The 18,191-nt window shown below is 50.7% G+C and carries 15 protein-coding genes; 7 read left to right on the top strand and 8 right to left on the bottom strand.

Translation table 11 applies throughout. The features are described from left to right. Positions 1-66: 66 nt before the first annotated feature. The 3 genes from B156_RS0108540 to B156_RS0108530 all read right to left on the bottom strand — a co-directional run bounded on the left by B156_RS0108540 (position 67) and on the right by B156_RS0108530 (position 4,274). Entirely contained in the window at positions 67-1,503 is a 1,437-nt protein-coding gene (locus B156_RS0108540; protein ID WP_018619264.1) for a murein hydrolase activator EnvC family protein, read from the bottom strand. A 23-nt stretch (positions 1,504-1,526) separates the two neighbouring features. Further along, complete coding sequence (gene lolB1, locus B156_RS0108535) at positions 1,527-2,405, bottom strand: lipoprotein insertase outer membrane protein LolB1 (RefSeq protein ID WP_018619263.1); 879 nt, start codon at positions 2,403-2,405, stop codon at positions 1,527-1,529. Between the two features lie 87 nt (positions 2,406-2,492). Continuing rightward, the gene (locus B156_RS0108530; protein ID WP_018619262.1) at positions 2,493-4,274 is read right to left on the bottom strand and encodes a tetratricopeptide repeat protein; all 1,782 of its coding nucleotides are present in this window, start codon (positions 4,272-4,274) and stop codon (positions 2,493-2,495) included. Between the two features lie 319 nt (positions 4,275-4,593). Between B156_RS0108530 and B156_RS0108525 the strand changes: the two genes are divergently transcribed. Continuing rightward, a complete protein-coding gene (locus B156_RS0108525) occupies positions 4,594-5,007 on the top strand; it encodes an Ohr family peroxiredoxin (protein ID WP_018619261.1) in 414 nt (137 codons plus the stop codon). Positions 5,008-5,327: 320 nt separating this feature from the next. Further along, on the top strand, positions 5,328-7,055 hold the full coding sequence (locus B156_RS0108520) for a S41 family peptidase (protein WP_018619260.1): 1,728 nt from the start codon (positions 5,328-5,330) through the stop codon (positions 7,053-7,055). 85 nt (positions 7,056-7,140) lie between these two features. On the opposite strand, the gene B156_RS0108515 is transcribed toward B156_RS0108520, so the two are convergent. Then, entirely contained in the window at positions 7,141-7,581 is a 441-nt protein-coding gene (locus tag B156_RS0108515; RefSeq protein WP_026260697.1) for a hypothetical protein, read from the bottom strand. Between the two features lie 194 nt (positions 7,582-7,775). Between B156_RS0108515 and accD the strand changes: the two genes are divergently transcribed. Together accD and B156_RS0108505 are read left to right on the top strand one after the other, a co-directional pair. Beyond that, positions 7,776-8,618, top strand: coding sequence for an acetyl-CoA carboxylase, carboxyltransferase subunit beta (gene accD / locus B156_RS0108510; protein WP_018619258.1), 843 nt, complete (start codon positions 7,776-7,778; stop codon positions 8,616-8,618). A 75-nt stretch (positions 8,619-8,693) separates the two neighbouring features. Further along, complete coding sequence (locus B156_RS0108505) at positions 8,694-9,671, top strand: radical SAM protein (RefSeq protein ID WP_018619257.1); 978 nt, start codon at positions 8,694-8,696, stop codon at positions 9,669-9,671. On the opposite strand, the gene B156_RS0108500 is transcribed toward B156_RS0108505, so the two are convergent. Further along, positions 9,672-10,799, bottom strand: a complete 1,128-nt coding sequence (locus B156_RS0108500; protein WP_018619256.1) for a T9SS type A sorting domain-containing protein — start codon at positions 10,797-10,799, stop codon at positions 9,672-9,674. Positions 10,800-10,903: 104 nt separating this feature from the next. Between B156_RS0108500 and B156_RS0108495 the strand changes: the two genes are divergently transcribed. Continuing rightward, on the top strand, positions 10,904-11,722 hold the full coding sequence (locus B156_RS0108495) for an enoyl-CoA hydratase-related protein (protein WP_018619255.1): 819 nt from the start codon (positions 10,904-10,906) through the stop codon (positions 11,720-11,722). Positions 11,723-11,735: 13 nt separating this feature from the next. Here the strand turns inward: B156_RS0108495 and B156_RS0108490 are convergent, their stop codons facing one another. Together B156_RS0108490 and B156_RS0108485 are read right to left on the bottom strand one after the other, a co-directional pair. After that, positions 11,736-12,491: a hypothetical protein gene (locus B156_RS0108490; protein WP_018619254.1), complete on the bottom strand. Its 756-nt coding sequence runs from the start codon at positions 12,489-12,491 to the stop codon at positions 11,736-11,738. Between the two features lie 46 nt (positions 12,492-12,537). Continuing rightward, positions 12,538-14,019, bottom strand: a complete 1,482-nt coding sequence (locus B156_RS0108485; RefSeq protein ID WP_018619253.1) for a xylulokinase — start codon at positions 14,017-14,019, stop codon at positions 12,538-12,540. Between the two features lie 106 nt (positions 14,020-14,125). Here B156_RS0108485 and B156_RS0108480 point away from each other — a divergent pair, with 106 nt between their 5' ends. Continuing rightward, positions 14,126-16,564, top strand: a complete 2,439-nt coding sequence (locus tag B156_RS0108480; RefSeq protein WP_018619252.1) for an alpha-L-rhamnosidase-related protein — start codon at positions 14,126-14,128, stop codon at positions 16,562-16,564. A 121-nt stretch (positions 16,565-16,685) separates the two neighbouring features. After that, positions 16,686-17,450 carry a DUF2490 domain-containing protein gene (locus B156_RS0108475; RefSeq protein ID WP_245563703.1) on the top strand — a complete coding sequence of 255 codons (765 nt, stop codon included), beginning with the start codon at positions 16,686-16,688 and terminating at the stop codon, positions 17,448-17,450. Positions 17,451-17,454: 4 nt separating this feature from the next. Here the strand turns inward: B156_RS0108475 and B156_RS0108470 are convergent, their stop codons facing one another. Beyond that, positions 17,455-18,183, bottom strand: coding sequence for a DUF1223 domain-containing protein (locus B156_RS0108470; RefSeq protein ID WP_018619250.1), 729 nt, complete (start codon positions 18,181-18,183; stop codon positions 17,455-17,457). Positions 18,184-18,191 lie beyond the last annotated feature (8 nt).

Here is an 18,191-nt window from a genome sequence, read left to right as displayed (position 1 = left end):
AGTTATCATCCAACCATCAAAACTACAAACATCAAACTACAAACCACATCGGCGCACCAATCAAACTTATCTTGGCGTGAGCCACGATTCGGGGTTGAGCTTGGTAAACTCTTTCCATATCTGAAACTGAATTTCAGACACACCGTTTTTATCCGTAGCTACCGTACCAATGGATTCCCGGGCCTTTACGCGCTGCCCTATCCGAACCGAAACACTCTTCAGTTTGGCATACACCGTAAAGTAATCGCCATGTTGTATAGCCACCACATTGTTCATACCCGGCATACTGGTTACATCCTGAACAATACCATCATAGACGGTTCGAACTCCTTCACCAACATTGGTTTGAATATCGACACCCTGATTTTCAACGAAAATTCCTCTCAGAACGGGGTGGGGTTTACGGCCGAAGTGATCGGAAATAAAGCCTTTGGTAACCGGCCAGGGCAGGTGCGCCCGCGAAGCGGTGAATGAAGAAGCCAGTTTACTCTCTTCGTCATTAAGGTTATTGTTACGTCGTTCGTCCGGTTTTGCGGCAACAGGTTCTGGTTCGGGCGGTTTTTCCGCCTTGGCAACATCGGCAGGGGCGGGTTTTTCGCCTACTTTCTCGGCGGCTGCTATGGCCTCCTGCGCCCGTTTCCGTTCCGCAGCTTTCCGGGCGGCTTCAAGCCGGGCAATCCGTTCCCGTTCTACGCGGGCGGCCCGTTCGCGGGCTTCCCGCTCCGCCCTTTCTTTCGCTTCGCGGGCAATGATGCGCGTAATCATACTCTCAAGCCGATTGATGGCCCGGCGGCTTTCAGTCAGCTCCGTTTGAAGTTCCGTTTCCTTCTGGCTCAGTTCCTTCACAACAACATTCTTTTCTTCCTTCAGCGCTTCGAGTTTTTTACCTTCGTTTAACTTGGTTCCGATGGTACTTTTCTGCTCCTGGCGTTTGCGCTGCGTGGCCTGTTGCTTGGCCTGTAACATGGACTTTACATTATTCATTTGCCGTACCTGACTCTGGCGGGCATTGGAGTACTGCCGCAAATACCGGTACCGGGCGACGATTTGATTGAAATTTTCGGCTGCGAATAGAAAACCCAGCGGATTTACCTGTTGCCGTCGTTTGTCGGCGGCATAGATCATGGAACTGTACTCGTCCTTGAGTTTGTCCAGATCCTGAGTCAGGGAGTTACTGGCCTGGCGAAGTTCGGTGATTTCCGATTCGGTCAACTGGAGGTCTTTACTCAGCAGGCCTATCTGTTTGGACTGAATCTGAATCTGCTGATTCAGGGCTTTCAACTGACCCAAACCAGCCTGTTTTTCCGACGATGTTTGTTTGAGTATTGTGCGTATCTGGTTCATTTTTTCCAGATTCTGCTTCTTTTCTTTCTCCAGTACCTGTCGGCTTCGCTGGGTTTGCTGTGCCCGTACCGGGTTGCTACACCATACCAGACCGAACAAAGCGAGATAGATGACGGCCCGGAACGAAAACCGGGAAGAAGATAGACTGTTAGAATACATAGGCCTAAAACTAACGAATATTTTTACGGCCGACGCTGATAAGTAGCCGGAACGGTGAAGGGGAAGCCCGGATTTTTGTCGATCAATTCAACTTTGGTGTACTTACTGCGCAACACAGTCTGAGAAAACTGTCCATCCGTTTGTGACCGGTAATCGAGCGTCAGCACGCTGGACAAAGGAAACAGAAAGCTATCGAGTGGGGCAAAATCGGTGTAGGCTATCCGTAATGTATTGTTGGCTGGTTGCTGGGTCATCACCAGCTTCTTTAGTTTACGGTCGGTTTCATCGATGTAGTTTTCAACCAGAACCGGGCCTTCCTGTTGACGAAGCAACAGGTAATTTGCTTCGTCGGCGGATCTACTTTTGTGAGCCATGCGGTTTGGTAGCGGCAGGTTACCAACAATCAGGGTCTGTAGTAGTGGATAACTCAGGCTGAACGAAAATTGCCTGCTCAGAGTAGCAAAATCAGCTACTGCGTACGCCCGGTTTATTTTATCCAGAATCATGATGGAGTCGCGGGTGATTAGTACCCTGGCCGCTTCGATGCCCAGCTTGGAAACGGATACCCAGATAAGACTATCCTGCTGAATACGGATGGTTACGCTGGCATTATCAATTTCCTGCTTTTCACTTTTGAACGAGATTCTCGATTTGGCCGTGAGGTAGCGGAAATCAACCGCTGCTACGCTGGCGCTGGCTTCCACAGGCACTGACCCTGACGATGATACTGTGGTAGTAGTGGTAGTACCAGCAGAAATACCTGCCGTTTGTGAGGCTGAGTTTGATGTATCCGAAGGCGAAGATTGAGTAGAACGGGAAGCGCGTGGCATAGCGTTGCGCCGACAACCTTCCGAACTGGCCAGAACGCTCACCAATAGGATGAAAAACAAGTAGTTATTCATTTGAACTAATTGGGGTAACGGGTTACCGATTGTCAGACCGGCGTAAACCGGCTACCGAAAGCCGACTACCAAATGCTACCCTCATTTTTACAACTTTCCGGTAGTAATCTTTTTATCTATATCAGGGCCAGCGTTCCCCTTTGCCTTAGCCGCTTTCCACTGGTCAACGGCTTTTTCGGGCTGGCCCAACTTATACAGAACATCTCCGTAATGCTCAATGATTGTACCACTCACATTGGCCGGATCGGCCAGGGCTTTTTCCAGGTATTGCTTTGCTTTCGCATAGTCTTTGGACACGTACAATACCCAGGCATAGGTATCCAGATAGGTAGCATTGGCTGGGTGGCGTTCCACCAGTTTCTGGGCAAGTTGTAAGGCGCGGGGTAATTTTTCATTGCGCAATGACAGAAAGTAGCTGTAATTGTTGAGTACGTGATCGTTCAGCGGGTCTACTTTCAAGACGGCTTCGTAGTACTCATCCGACTTGGCGTGGTCGCCAAGGCCGTTGTAGGCATCACCTAACTGTACGCCAATGCCTTTTTTAAGTTCGTTATTCGAGGTGGCGGCTAACAATTTCTGGCTTTCTTCCAGCGCATCGACGGCCTGCTGATACTTGCGTTTGAACAAATTGGCGGAGCCATTGGAATACCAGAACAATCCTTGCGTTGGGAAAACCTCCAGCGCTTTCTCAGAGTGAATCAGCAAACTGTCTACCTGATTGAGTTCACCATCCAATTGGAGCAAGGCGCCCCACACTTCATAAACAGAGCCATCAAGCTGGGAGGCCCTGGCGTAGGCATCACGAGCTTCTACTTTCTTGCCCTGCTGCATGAGCAAATCGGCCAGCATTATCTGTGTTTTAGGGTCATTGGGGGAGGACTTTGCTAAATTCTGCGCCATGCCCAGCGCATCTTTTTGCCCCGCTGCACTTTCGCCGGTCATGCCTACGTAACTCGACAGGATTCTGGCTTTCAGGCCCGCTTCGAGGTTCGGGTTGGCCAGCACCTGATTCAACTCCTGCGTTACGCGGGCCATATCCCCTTTCTGCCGGTAAATGTCGGCTAGTAAAACGTGGGCTTGCGGTAAATCAGGGTTGAGTTTCAGCGCCTGGTCTATCCAGCTAATGGCCTTATCGGCCCGGTCATTGGCAATCAACATTTCGGCACCTTCGAGCAGGTATTCCGGTTCGGCTGGTTCTGAAGCCACTAATTTCTCGGCTTCTTCAATGGCTTTGTCTATTTTATTCTGCTTCAGATAGATGCGTTGCTTCTGCCGGATAATTTCCTCATTCAGGCCTAGTTCACGCTCTACCCGGTTGTAGGTGTCCAGAGCCTTATCCGGCTTGTCATTAAAGAGGTAAATGGCGGCCAGTTCAACCCCGTATTCAGCATTTTCGGGGCCTTTTTTTAGTAGCTTTTCGTAAAGATCTTCGGCTTCCGTGTAGCGTTTTTGCTTCACGTACAGTTCGGCCAGCAGGAGGGTGTAGTACTTGTTTTGATTATCCAGCCCGTACGCTTTAAGCGCAAACGGAATAGCCTCCGCAACTTTGCCGGTTTTCTGCAAGGCACTGGCTGTAGCGTACTGCGCGGCAGCATTGTTCGGGTCTTTCTGCAATACTTTACCAAACTGGGCAATGGCCTTAGCTGGCTCATCGGTCATCAGATACCGGACTCCTTCCGTAAACTGCGTTTCGGCTTCAATGCGGTTGGTTGTGGTCGATACAACTCGGGCAAGGCTCGTATCAGGAAGGATTTTTTCGCGTCGACGCTGAGCCTGGGCGGGTGTTAGGATGACCCATAAGATCAACCCATAACTACCAATCCACCCAATCAGGACCCGGCTTGTGTAAAATTTGTATACCGTATTCATGCTGGTCAGCGTATAGTGGAACCTGTCTAAAAAAACGCGTTCTCTGCCGTTCTATTGCGGCTTTGGGGTTAATAAAGTCCTTAAACAAAGGTAGTTCAAAATGATGGAATGTCGGTGAAGCGGTATGCAAGTCAGGATTGTGCCTGTTTCGTTCGTGATCCTCCCGTTCTAACGTGGCAAAAAAAGGAACTTACTGGTTAAATCCGACTTATGTCCGTGTAGGGTGATACCTTAAATAGATAACTTTTCGATAGATGAAGGGTTTACTACTTATAAAAGCAGTAGTTGCTGATACAATAAACGAGAACTAAAAAGAAAAATGGAGACCTTGTATACTGCCATCGTCAGTAATGTCGGTGGCCGCGATGGCGACGTGAAATCGCTCGATGGTATTCTGGAACTGGATGTGAAACGCCCGCTCGAAATGCATGGCGAAGGGGGAAAACCCAATCCGGAAATGTTGTTTGCCGCTGCTTACAGCGCGTGTTACAACGGTGCACTGATGGCCGTTGCCGAACGCAAAAAGGTTATTCTGCCCCAGCACGCTGTGGAGGTAGGAATATCGCTCAATAAAGACGGGAACAACATGTTTCTGTCTGGGAAAATCACGGTGAAAGCACCAGGCATGGACCATGACGAACTCCAGCAGTTAGCCGAAACTGCCCATGCGGTTTGTCCTTACTCCAAAGCAGTGAAGGGCAATATGGACATGAAAATTGAGGTGATGGTGTAAGCCGGTCCACTCAGTCAATAGACACGCCATTCCTGGTTTGACCCGGGAATGGCGTTTTTGTTACTATCAGGTCGTATGAAAAATACTCTCCTGTTAGCTGAGCAGTCGGTTCGGGTGTTCTGGCTAAAATCATCTTATTTGCGTGCCTGTACTGAGTCAATCCGGTCGTGCATCGTTCAGCGTATAAGACGGGTGATAACCGGCTGTTCATAACCTGGAATAGCCAATGGGTGCAGCTACATTTTTTAACAACAAATAACATTTCCGGTAAACATTTCGCTACCTTAAGACCGTTAATTGCTTATAGAAGATACGAACGAATGGAGAAAGATAATAAGGCCGAAAATGAATGGGCCGGGCGTAGATCCTCATCAACAAAATCGGGCATTCAGAACAATAAAGCAACGGTTAGGCTACCCATGCTGCTGGGTATTACACTGGCCGGGGGGATGCTCATTGGCGCTACATTCTTTGGTGCAACAAAAAGCATGAATGGGATTGGACGCGGGTATACCAAGTACCGGGAAATTTTGCAGTTGATCGAAAATAACTACGTTGACTCGGTTAATACCGACGAACTGGTGGATTATTCAATCGAGAAAATGCTCGAGAAACTCGACCCGCATACCGCCTACATGAACCCACAGGATGCTGTTGCCGCCCGGTCGCAGCTGGAGGGGGGCTTCGACGGGATTGGTGTTGAGTTCAACATCTATAAAGACACGGTTTACGTGGTAACGCCCCTGGCGGGTGGTCCGTCCGAAGCGGTTGGTATTCGGAGTGGCGACAAGATTATTGAGGTGGATGACAAACCGCTGGGAAACGGTAAAATCGAGAACAGTGCCGTGTTTAAAGCCCTTCGTGGCAAACGCGGTACCGACGTTAAACTGACTGTTTTGCGGAAGGGGGATCCGAAGCCTAAGGACTTTATTGTTACCCGAGACCGTATTCCGACGTACTCGATTGACGCGGCTTATATGATTGATGGAAAAACGGGCTATATCAAGATCAACCGGTTCTCCGAAACAACCTACGACGAATTCAAAACTGCGCTGGCCTCCCTCAAATCGAAAGGAATGACGCAATTGTTGATGGACCTCCGTAACAACCCCGGCGGTTATATGGACCGGGCTACCAACATTGCCGACGAATTTATTTCGGGTAATAAACTACTGGTATATACGGATGGGAAAGACAACCGCTACGACCGTAAAACCTATGCCCATATTGCCGGTCAGTTTGAGGAGGGAGCTCTGGTTGTGTTGATTGATGAGGGTAGCGCGTCAGCTTCCGAAATTGTGTCAGGAGCGTTGCAGGACCATGACCGTGCCCTGGTTGCGGGTCGGCGGTCGTTTGGTAAAGGCCTGGTGCAGATGCCGGTAACGCTCTCCGATGGGTCGGAGTTGCGGCTCACCATCTCGCGCTATTACACGCCAAGTGGCCGGAGCATCCAGAAACCTTATGTGCTGGGGCAGGAAGGCGATTATGAAAAAGACCTCGAATTGCGCTCAAAACGGGGTGAATATTATATTGCCGATTCCATCAAAAACGATCCTAAACTGAAATTCAAAACCGACGGTGGCCGGGTTGTGTACGGCGGGGGTGGTATCACGCCCGACTACTTTATTCCGCGTGACTCAACCTGGCAGACTGCATACCTGGTGCAGCTTTACGGAAAGAGTATTATTCGCGAATTCGCGATGGAGTACACGAATGAGAATAAGCAGAAACTCGAAAAGATGCCTTTTGCCGAGTTTAACCGCACCGTTACCATTACCGATGAGCAAATGAACCGGCTGGTGAAAGATGCGACGGCTGAAGGGATTAAATTCAACGAGAAAGAGTATAACCGCTCCAAGAATTACATCCGGAACCAGATTAAAGCACTGGTAGCCCGGTCTATTTATCAGAAGGAAAACAAGTCCGGCCAAAACAACGAATTCTTCCGGGTCATCAGCCAAACGGACGATACCTATCAGAAAGCCCTCCAACTGTTTGACCGGGCCGATAAACTGGAGCACGGCGCAATGTCGTATAATCAGAAGTAGGGTTACGGTTTAAAGTATTCGGTTCACGGTTTACAGTAGCTGACGCATAAACACATGTATGCGTCAGCTACTGTAAACCGTGAACCTATTTTTTGCCAAACTGACATGCCAGTCCCAGGAACGACTGCAAGTTGCCTGTCTTGAAATCCTTACGTGAATAAGGTGCCAACTCGAATGCAACACGCAGGTTAGGCATAAACGTGAGGGGCATGATCCGGACACCGACGTGCAGCGAGTATCCTTCCAGCACATCGCGGTTATCGATTACGTTTAACGCGTTGAATCGAATTCCCAAACCAGTATAATAATTTACCTGCGACCGGCGGGCCACGTTTACCATCGGGCAGATGGTAGTACTCAATGAACCAAACAGGGTATTGGTCTGAACACGGGCATCAACCCAGAAAGCCCGGTCGGCATTGGAACTGACCGTAATCAAATCACTCCACGGGTAATAGGCCACCGATGCCTGACCAGATGCCGACAGGGTAAAGCCCAATAACAGGACAGCTAAGAGATGTTTCATGAAGCAAAGCAACAACTTTATCAGCCATAAAAAAACCGAAGCAATCGGAAACTGACTATCTGGTTTTGGGGTAATCGAGCCACGTTTTAGGCTGGGAACATTTTTCGGCGAAGGTATGACAACTGCTTTATATAATCGTTGGACTTGATTTCTTTGTACCTTTACAGTCCTTTCTTGCTAATTACTTACTGAAAATGTCCTGGTTCGTCCGAAAAGATAAAGGTATTCAGACCCCAACCGAAATGAAGCGGGAAGCTCCCGATGGGTTGTGGTATCAGTGTCCGAACTGTAAAAAAGCAATGCAAACCCGGGAACATAAGCTCAATGCTTACACCTGTGTTCATTGTAATTACCACGACCGGATTGGTTCTGAAGCCTATTTTTCCCTTCTGTTCGATGAAGATACGTTCACCGAACTGGATGCCAGCATGACCTCCGCCGATCCACTGAAGTTTACCGATACAAAACCGTATCCGGCCCGGGTAAAAGCAACCATTGAGAAAACCGGGTTGAACGATGCCGTACGTACTGCCCACGGGCCGATGTATGGGCTGACCGTGACGGTGGCCGTTATGGATTTTAATTTTATTGGCGGTTCCATGGGGTCCGTAGTTGGGGAAAAAATAGCCCGTGCCATCGATCACGCTATTCAGCACAGGACCCCGTTTCTGATGGTTTCCCGGTCGGGAGGGGCACGTATGATGGAAGCCGGTTTTTCGCTGATGCAAATGGCTAAAACTTCCGCTAAACTGGCCCTGCTGGACAAAGCCAGATTACCCTATATATCGTTGCTAACCGATCCAACCACCGGGGGCGTAACGGCTTCGTACGCTATGCTCGGTGATTTTAACATTGCCGAACCCGAAGCACTGATTGGATTTGCCGGGCCACGCGTTATCCGCGAAACCATCGGCAAAGACCTGCCCAAAGACTTTCAGAGTGCCGAATTCGTGCTCGACCATGGCTTTCTGGATTTTATCGTCGACCGGAAAGATTTGAAAGACAAGGTGGTTAGTTTGTTTAAAATGCTTTTGTAGCACAGGGCAGGGGTTTGGAGCGTAGGGGATATTCTTCCTGTTAACCCTTAGCCCTGTGCCCCAAGTCTCATGCCTATGCGCCTTGTCTCCCACCCGGTTCTGTGCAATTATTACCTGACCTATCGCTGCAATGCGACCTGTAGTTTCTGCGATATATGGGAGCGTCCCTCGCCTTATGTCACCCTCGACAATGCCCGGCAAAACTTCCGTGACCTCAAGAAGTTAGGCGTTCGGGTTATTGATTTTACCGGGGGCGAACCGCTACTGCATCGGCAGTTGCCCGAACTGCTCCGCGAAGCTAAAGAACTGGGCTTCATTACCACTCTCACGACCAACGCCCTGCTGTATCCCAAACTAGCCGAACGGCTCCGGGGCCTGGTGGATATGCTTCACTTCTCGCTCGATTCGCCGGTAGGAACTGAACATGACCAGTCGCGCGGGGTAAAGTGCTTCGATAAGGTGATGGAATCCATTGCCTTAGCCCGAAAACTGGGCGAACGGCCGGATATTTTATTCACGGTATTTCCCCACAACGTACATCAAATCAGACCGATGTATGAGGAAATCTGCCGCCCTAATGACCTTGTTCTCATCCTGAATCCCGTATTCGACTATAACACCGTTGAAACCGGGGGGAGTCTTTCGGAAGATGCGTTGCAACAACTATCTGCCTGGGGTAAGCAGAAGATGGTTTACCTGAATGAAGGGTTTATTCAGCTTCGGCGGGATGGGGGTAACCACATTGAAAAGCCTGTCTGCCGGGCGGGAAGCACCACCATTGTCATTTCGCCGGAGAATAAACTGGTGCTTCCATGCTATCACCTGGGCCTGAAAGAATTTGCGATAGCCGATAACCTGTACGAACTGTATAATTCGGCCGACGTACAAAAATTAGTCGCTTTGGAAGGGCGCTTACCCGCCTGCCAGGGCTGCGCCATCAATTGCTACATGCAGCCATCCTTTGCCGTTGAAGTCAGCAAATATTTCTGGCAGGCCCTGCCCAGTACGCTCAGATACAACTGGGTGAAAGGCACCTGGAAACAGTTGCTTTGACTAGCGTTTCACAATCTTCCGCGAAATAGACCGCTCCCCAATACTGACCCGAAGAATGTAAACTCCGGGTGTCATACTACCCATGCCAATGACCTGCTCGTGCTGCCGGGCTAGCCGGTTGAATATCAGTTTATGGAGAATTCGGCCGTTTATATCGGTCATCTCAACCATTGGAGAAGTAAGATTACTCGTCTGAATTACGACCTGTAACTGGTCATCAACCGGGCTGGGAAAGGTAGTTAGCAGGAAATCGGTGTCGGCATACGAGGTCGTTGCCATTACCAGGCCACCGCCTACGCCCTGAATGGCTGGTTCGTAAGGTGGACTAACACCGGGCGTACCGGGCAGGTCATCGACAAACAGCGTAATTTCCTGCGTTGTCTGACTAATCAGAACACCAGTTCGATATTCACTTATGTTCAGGGCAACACTATATAACCCTACTTCAACAGGGCTATCCCAAACTAAATCTCCCGTAGTACTATTGACTTTGAACGTACCACGCTTAGTAATATCATTAGGATACTGATAAGTAGGAATAACCTGCGCTGTACAGGACTGACTAATGCTCAGCGTCGTTAGTGGCTTCGCCAGACCGTAAACAAGGCTATCTCCCTCGGCATCGGTAGCCTTCAATGATAGCACCGCTCGGCTGTTAACGCCAATGCGAAAACTAGTAGGAGGGAAGCCCGCTGCTGGTGTTTGGTTTGCGGCTGTTGTATTGGTCGTAAACGTAGTATTGAGGGTGAGCAACAGATTTTCGGCGTTAGGTATCACTTTATTGGGCGTCCGGTTGGAAACAGACGTTGTTAGCGTATACGTACCCGGCCCGACGTAGGTATGAATCAGCGTGTAGCTGTTGATGCTGGTCGTTTGATTGGTAAGTATCATCCGACTCGCCCGGTAGGCAGTGGCTGTAGTGCCATCACCCAGACAGATTTGGATGGCATCCGTCTGATTCGTTGCTGTTTTTCCAGTGACCTCATCCAGATAAAGCACGGCTGAGATTTGGTAGGTGAGTGATGAACCCGAAACGGGCGTTGCCCGGATATAGCCACCCAGCAAATGAGAAGCCTGTGCCATCCCCATGCTGAAGAGTACCAGAACCAGAAGTAAAACCGTTTTCATGGGTGAGCAGGAAGCGTTAGATTTATCCTATAACTCTGAATGGGTAACTAGCCATATACCTCCCGCTAAAAGTTTCGTAAACGGTATATTCGTACCTTTCTGCTATGGTTTACACGGCTTCTCAAACAGTTCAGCTACCGGTTGACGGTTTTCGTTATCTATTGACCTTATTCGATGATCATGTTTTGACCATCACGCTAAACCGGCCCGAAAAAAAGAACGCCCTCAATCCGCCCCTGCTGGCCGAATTGGCTTTTGCACTGACTTATGCATACTATACTACCGATGTGTGGATAGTAGTGCTGGCCGCTACAGGCGACACTTTTTGTGCTGGTATGGACTTGAAGAGCCTATCGTCGGGGGATTCTGAAACGTTTTCGGTTCCCGAACCATCCGGCCCAATTCGGTTGGGCGAGTTGATGGCGGGCCTGCATAAACCCTGTATCGCTAGGGTGCAGGGGTCAGTATATGCCGGCGGGTTTTTGCTGGTAGGAGGCAGTACGTACGTCGTTGCGGCTGAGTCAGCCACATTCAGTTTACCCGAAGTAAAGCGCGGCCTGTTTCCGTTTCAGGTGCTGGACGTGTTACTGGACATCATGACCGTCCGTACCGCGCTCGACCTTTGCCTACGTGCCAAAACGCTGACGGCTATGGAGGCAATGGCGGTTGGACTGGTCACCAGCGTAGTACCGGCCAACGAACTGGATACCGCCATTACGCAACTAACCGATGAATTGAAGCAATTTTCGCCCACAGCGATGCAGTTTGGCCTGCGAGCCGCCCAGGAACTAAAAAGCCTGTCGCCGGAGCAGAGACAGGCTTTTTTACAGGATGAGTTTCAGCGACTTCAGCAAACGCCCGATGCCAGAGAAGGCATTGCTGCTTTTCTGGAAAAGCGCAAGCCGCAGTGGGGAAAGCCATAATTGTAATCAGAAACTATTGCACCGGCAGTGTTACGTAAAAGCTATCGGCTTTTTTGAACGGAATCGGCAGGGAGTAATCGTACTCACTACTCATTTTACGGGTAAGGACCTGATCACGAGGGAGTACTTTCACGTCTGATGCCCAGAACTTGGTGTCGATGTGAAATTCCGTTTTGAAATCTTTATCCGTCGAAAGAGTCAGGTAGTTGCGGAACGTCAGGGGTGATTTGTTGTCATCGTAGGTGTACAGTTTAACATCGACCGGTTTTTTTCGGTCCACCCAATTCGCTTTTTCCTGTTCAACAGTGAAGTCACCGGGTAATCTGAGCGAGCCATTGGGTACGATGACAAACTGCTGTTTTTCGAGTTTGGTCTTGGGCGGAATAAACCCGACCGCATCGTCTCTCGATATTTGCCCATTCATGTACCCAACCGCGTAGCGATTGTAAAGGGCAGCGTAGGAAGTGGATGACCCCGATAACTGCACATCGGATACATCACGCCAATAATCTATTTTGTCCTGACCAATGATAAATGACGATCGCTTCCAGTCGATGTAGAGCGGCCGATCAAGTTTATTAACGATAGACAAGTTCATGCGGCCCCGTTCGCTGGCAAAATTGTACTGCAGCGTCAGGGTATCGTTATCGAGTACCAGCCCTTCCTCAACGGGCTGAACGTTGGACCCGCGCAACGTAACAACCTGGATATTAGGGCTGCAGCTGGTTAACAGTGCTAGTGAAGCAAGGAGAAACAAGGTGAATTTCATAGCGCATTGTTTCTGGCAAATTTATACTAATACTCTAATTGGTATATCAAAGGTGATTTAATTTGACCAGCCACTTTCCATAGGCATCCCGGTAGGCTTCCTGCGCCCGCATGTCGGGTTCGATGGTTTTCGTTACGTGCAGGCCGGTGAAGGCTTCTTGCGCGTTTTTGTAGTGGCCCAGTCCCAGTCCGGCGCCACGGGCGGCACCCTGGGCACCGTCGGTATTGTAGAGTTCGATGGTAGCTCCGGTGAGGTTGGCCAGCGTATCGCGGAAGAGCGGACTCTGAAACATATTAGCCTCTCCCGCCCTAATTTTTTGCAGCCCAACGCCAACGCTTTCCATGATTTGAATACCGTAGTAGAGCGCAAACACAATGCCTTCCTGCGCAGCCCGAATCAGGTGCGGCAGGCCGTGACGTGTTAGCTGCAGTCCGTGAAAAGACGCACCTAAATCAGCGTTCTCGAGCATCCGTTCGGCCCCGTTGCCGAACGGTAAACAGAACAGCCCATCAGCGCCAATGGGCGCTTCGTGGGCCAATTTGTTCATGTCGGAATAGCTAATGGACCGTTGCAGTACCTGATTTCGTAACCAGCTATTCAGAATACCAGTACCATTCACGCACAGCAAAACGCCGTAGCGTGGGGCTTCTTTGGTGTTGCTAACATGCAGGAACGTGTTCACCCGCGATTGCGGGTCATATTTGGCCTGGTCACTAACGCCGTATACCACCCCCGATGTACCGGCAGTGGCGGCAATTTGACCCGGTTCCAGCACATTTAGCGACCAGGCATTGTTGGGCTGGTCGCCCGCGCGGTAGGTGACGGGGGTACCGGCGGCAAGGCCCAGTTCAGCGGCTGCCGACGCGGTTATCTCTCCCTGTGGCGCAAATGTGGGTTTAATGGTCGGTATCAGGGCGGGGTCGAAACCAAAATAGTCCAGCAGAAATTGGGCCGGCTGGTTTTCCTGGAAATCCCAGAAAGCCCCTTCTGATAAACCCGATGCAGTCGTGACAATCTCACCTGTCATACAAGCCGCCAGGTAATCGCCAGGCAGCATAAAATTCGTTGCCTGAGCGTACACATCAGGCTCGTTCTCTTTCACCCAAGCCAGTTTGGCAGCCGTAAAATTGCCCGGCGAGTTGAGCAGGTGATGGAGCGTATATTCATGGCCCAGTTTGTCGAAAGCCCGGTTGCCGTAGGGAACAGCCCGGCTGTCGCACCAGATAATAGACGGGCGCAGTACATTGAACTCTTTATCGACAATGACCAGTCCGTGCATCTGATACGAAATGCCGATGGCTTTTACATCCTCGGGCCGGACGTTGGCCTGCTGCATAACGGCCTTACTGGCCCGGCAGGCGTTTTTCCACCAGGCTGACGGCTGTTGCTCGGCAAAGCCCGGCTGAGGGGCTTCGATGGGCATTTCGGTTTCAGGGAAGAAGGCCGAAGCAACGACATGACCACTATCAGCTTCCAGTAAACAGGCTTTGACAGACGAACTACCAAGATCAAATCCAATAAAATACATGCGGTTGAGGAGTTAGGAAAATCCGTTGCTAAAGTACAACGAGAACCGCAAAATCAGTAAGTGTAACTAAAATGTACCTTATCTTGGCTATACTTTACAGCCCCGTATGAAACCTGCTCTGCGACTTGCCATCCTTTTTTTTGTGTCGTTGTCGATTTCTTTTGGACAAACGAAAGTACTGGAAGGAACCAACTGGACCAACCAGTACTGGCCTGCCCGCTGGCTGGTGCATCCCACGGCGCCCGCCCGACAGTACGGTATTTTTCACTTCCGCAAAGCCATCGACCTGCCGCAAAAACCCACCCGGTTTGTGGTGCATGTATCAGCCGATAACCGCTACCGGCTGTTTGTGAATGGGAAAGCGGTGGCACTAGGTCCGGCCCGGAGCGATACTCAAAACTGGAATTATGAAACCATTGACCTCTCTCCTTTTTTGAAGGCAGGCCGGAACGTGCTGGCAGCACAGGTGTGGTACATGGGTGAGAGCGCTCCCTTTGCCCAGATGAGTTACCAGCTTGGCTTCTTGTTGCAGGGTGATGGCGAAACGGAAAAAATAGCCAACACCGACGCTACCTGGAAAGTGTATCAGAATCCGGCCTACTCACCCATTAAAAACGATATACCAAAACTCCGTACCTACATCGTAATGGGCGACGGAGACCGGGTTGATGCGGCCAACTATCCCTGGGGCTGGGAGCAGCCGGAGTTTGATGACAAAGCCTGGGTAGCGGCCAGGGTTTTTGGCTTCCCCACCAAACCGCGCGGGCTGGGTACGGATGGTAACTGGGCACTGGTACCACGCACCATTCCTATGATGGCCGAACGGACAACCCGGCTGGCAACCGTTCGGCGGGTGGAGAACGGCACCATGAGCAATGACTTTTTAGAGGGAAAATCCCCCGTTAAGGTGCCCAAAAACACAAAAGCCGTTTTTTTGCTCGATAACGGCGTATTGACGAATGCCTACCCTGAACTGACCGTCAGCCGGGGAAAGGGTGCTGTTATAACGTTATCGTATGCCGAAGCGCTGTTCGACGCCAAAGGACGGAAGGGTAACCGGAATGAGGTGGAGGGGCGGACGATGCGCGGTTTTGACGACCAGTTTATTGCCGATGGCAGTGATTCGGCGGGGTGGGGCAAACGTATTTTTCGTCCGCTCTGGTTTCGTACGTATCGCTACCTGCAACTGACGGTAGAAACGAAGAATGATACGGTGGTGCTGAATGATTTGGTGGGGAAGTTTACGGGGTACCCATTCGAAGAGAAAGCGCGGTTTGCGACCAGTGACACTACCCTTACCCCCATCTGGAATGTAGGCTGGCGAACCGCCCAGCTCTGTGCGGGTGAAACTTATTATGACTGCCCCTATTACGAACAGTTGCAATACACCGGCGATACGCGGATTCAGGCCCTGATTTCGCTGTACGTGGCGGGCGATGACCGGCTTATGCGCAAGGCCATTCAGGATTATGACCATAGCCGGTTCAACGATGGGCTAACGCAAAGCCGCTATCCATCGGCCGATTTTCAGGTGATTCCAACCTTTTCCCTATTCTGGGTGTGTATGCTTCATGACTACTGGATGCACCGGCAGGACGATGCATTCATAGAGTCCATGCTACCCGGTATGCTGGCCGTGCTGGACTGGCACGAGCAGCGTATCGCCAAAACCGGACTGAACGGGCCGCTGGAATGGTGGAATTTTGTGGATTGGGCCGACTGGAAAAATGCGAAACAGGAAATTGCCGGGGGCGTACCAAATGGGGCGCGTACGGGCGGGTCTAGTGTACTGACGCTGCAACAGGCGTACACCTACTTTCGGGCGGGTGATTTGCTGGCGCACTACGGGCAGAATGAACGCGCCGAGCATTACCGCGCCCTGGGCCGCCAATTGAACAAAGCGGTGTATGAACAGTGCTGGGATGCCGGACGTGGCCTGTTTGCCGATACACCCGCAAAGAACTCGTTCAGCCAGCACGCTACTATTCTGGCTGTACTGACCGATGCTGTACCCGTCGCGAAGCAGGCGGCTTTATTGCAGCAAACGATGGCAACCCGTAACGATGGTTCCGACTCCCTGACTCAGGCTACATTTTACTTTAAATTCTACCTGTTCGAAGCGCTTAAAAAAACGGGCCTCGGCGACCAGTTTATCCCGCAGTTGAAACCCTGGCGCGATATGCTGGCGTTGGGGCTGACCACCTTTGCCGAGCAACCAGACCGTATTGACGGACCATCCTCCCGCTCCGACTGCCACGCCTGGAGTGCCTCGCCCCTCTACGAATTTCTATCCATTACCTGCGGCATTCGACCGGCCGAACCCGGTTTTACATCCGTCACTATTGAGCCAGCTTTCGGTGATTTGACCCGTGTAGAAGGCAAAATGCCGCATCCATTGGGTGACATTGCTGTGCAGTTTCAGAAAACCGCGACGGGCGGTTTGACGGGCATCGTTACGCTGCCCGAAAAACTCACCGGCACCCTACGCTGGAAGGGAAAAACGGTTCAGCTAAAGGGTGGTCTACAAACAGTGAGTTTACAATGAAACAACTGCACTTTTATAGCCTCTTAAAGTGCATTGATAAAACATATTATCAACGGGATGAGTCTACTCTCGGATGATACGTTACACTTTCGAACAAATAACACGCATAAGGTGGTACCAGGTGGTACTCTTCTTTGCGCTGCAAACAAGCAATGGGTTTGCTCAGGGAAATAGAGTACTGGAGCGTAATACGGTTGGCTGGTATACCTACAACGGCGACCATAAACTGGCCAGCCGCTGGGAACTGCATACCGAATACCAATGGCGCCGGATTGACCTTATCCGTTCGTGGCAGCAATCACTGGCACGGGTGGGGTTGGTGTATAAACTGGCCGATCGGGTTAAGGTATCGGGTGGCTATACGCTGTTTGTCACGTATCCCTACGGCAACTACCCATCTGCCAATGCGGGAGTACCGAAACCTGAGCACCGTATTTACGAAGACATTAGTCTGGCAGATACGTTTGGTCGGCTAAAACTAACGCACCGCTTCCGGCTGGAGCAGCGATGGATTGGGCAATCGTCCGATACTAATCCGCGTGATATAGCTGACTGGGAATACCAGCACCGGGCCCGTTACCAGATAGCAGCCACCTTTCCGCTCCGTGGTTCTACTATTGACGACGGAGAGTTTTACCTCAATGCGTTTGATGAACTATTTATCAGTTTTGGTCGGAACGTGGGTAATAATGTGTTTAACCAGAACCGTATATCGGGCGGGTTAGGCTACCAGATTCGGGATAACTTTAGGTTGGAGTTCAACTACTTTAGCCGCATCCTACAGCACGCTGAACCGGAGCCGGTGACTAAAAAACCCATCTTCGATATAGACACTGGCTTCCGGCTGAACGTCGATTACGACCTCGACTTTAGAGCCCGAAAGTGAGCGTCTAAAACATTTTTGCGCCCACAACCTGCCCGCTATCCGTACGCTGCACGTACACCAGTACGGCTGTCTGGCTGGCGGGAAGGTTAATAGGAAGAGGGAGCGAAATGCTACCGGTTTTGTCGGCTTCGTCAATCGTTTTGAACTGTCGTACAACGTTCGTATTAACCAGTGTCCGACCCCCGTTTTCGCCATTTTTGACGGATGTTCGAGCTTCTTTTTGCACCAGAGCTACATTGACCCGGTATGGTCCGGCGGTGGAGAGGGTGTATTTGACCGTTACCTGATTGGCGTCCTGACTAACGTTGCCATCTACACGTATAAACGTTGTTGCAGGTTGTTTTTGGATGGTTTGAATAACCTGCTCAATGCGGCCTCGTTGCCCGCCCACTTCATCTTGTTTTCCGTTAATAATAAGCTGGGGCGTGTACGTTTGGGTTTTTAGTGCCCGGTCGTAGTTTCGCTGACGATCCGTAAATTGTTTGGTGCTGAACGGGTCCTGCCAGCCCAGCCGATTCCAGTAATCGACATGAAATGACAAACCGTAAATTGCCTGACCAGAGCGGGCAGCCTGCTGGGTTATGTCCTGTAATGCCTTATCGGCAGGTGGACAACTGGAGCAACCCTGCGAAGTAAATAATTCCAGTACCACCACGGGCTGAGCCATGGGTTCACCAGCAGGCGGATTGATTTCTATACCAACAGCTATCAGAAATATCAGTAAGTAGTTCATAATGAGTT

Source organism: Spirosoma luteum DSM 19990 (assembly GCF_000374065.1).
Lineage (GTDB): Bacteria > Bacteroidota > Bacteroidia > Cytophagales > Spirosomataceae > Spirosoma > Spirosoma luteum.
The sequence above is the reverse complement of the archived record's forward strand: the minus strand, read 5'-3'. Positions and strand labels throughout refer to the sequence as shown.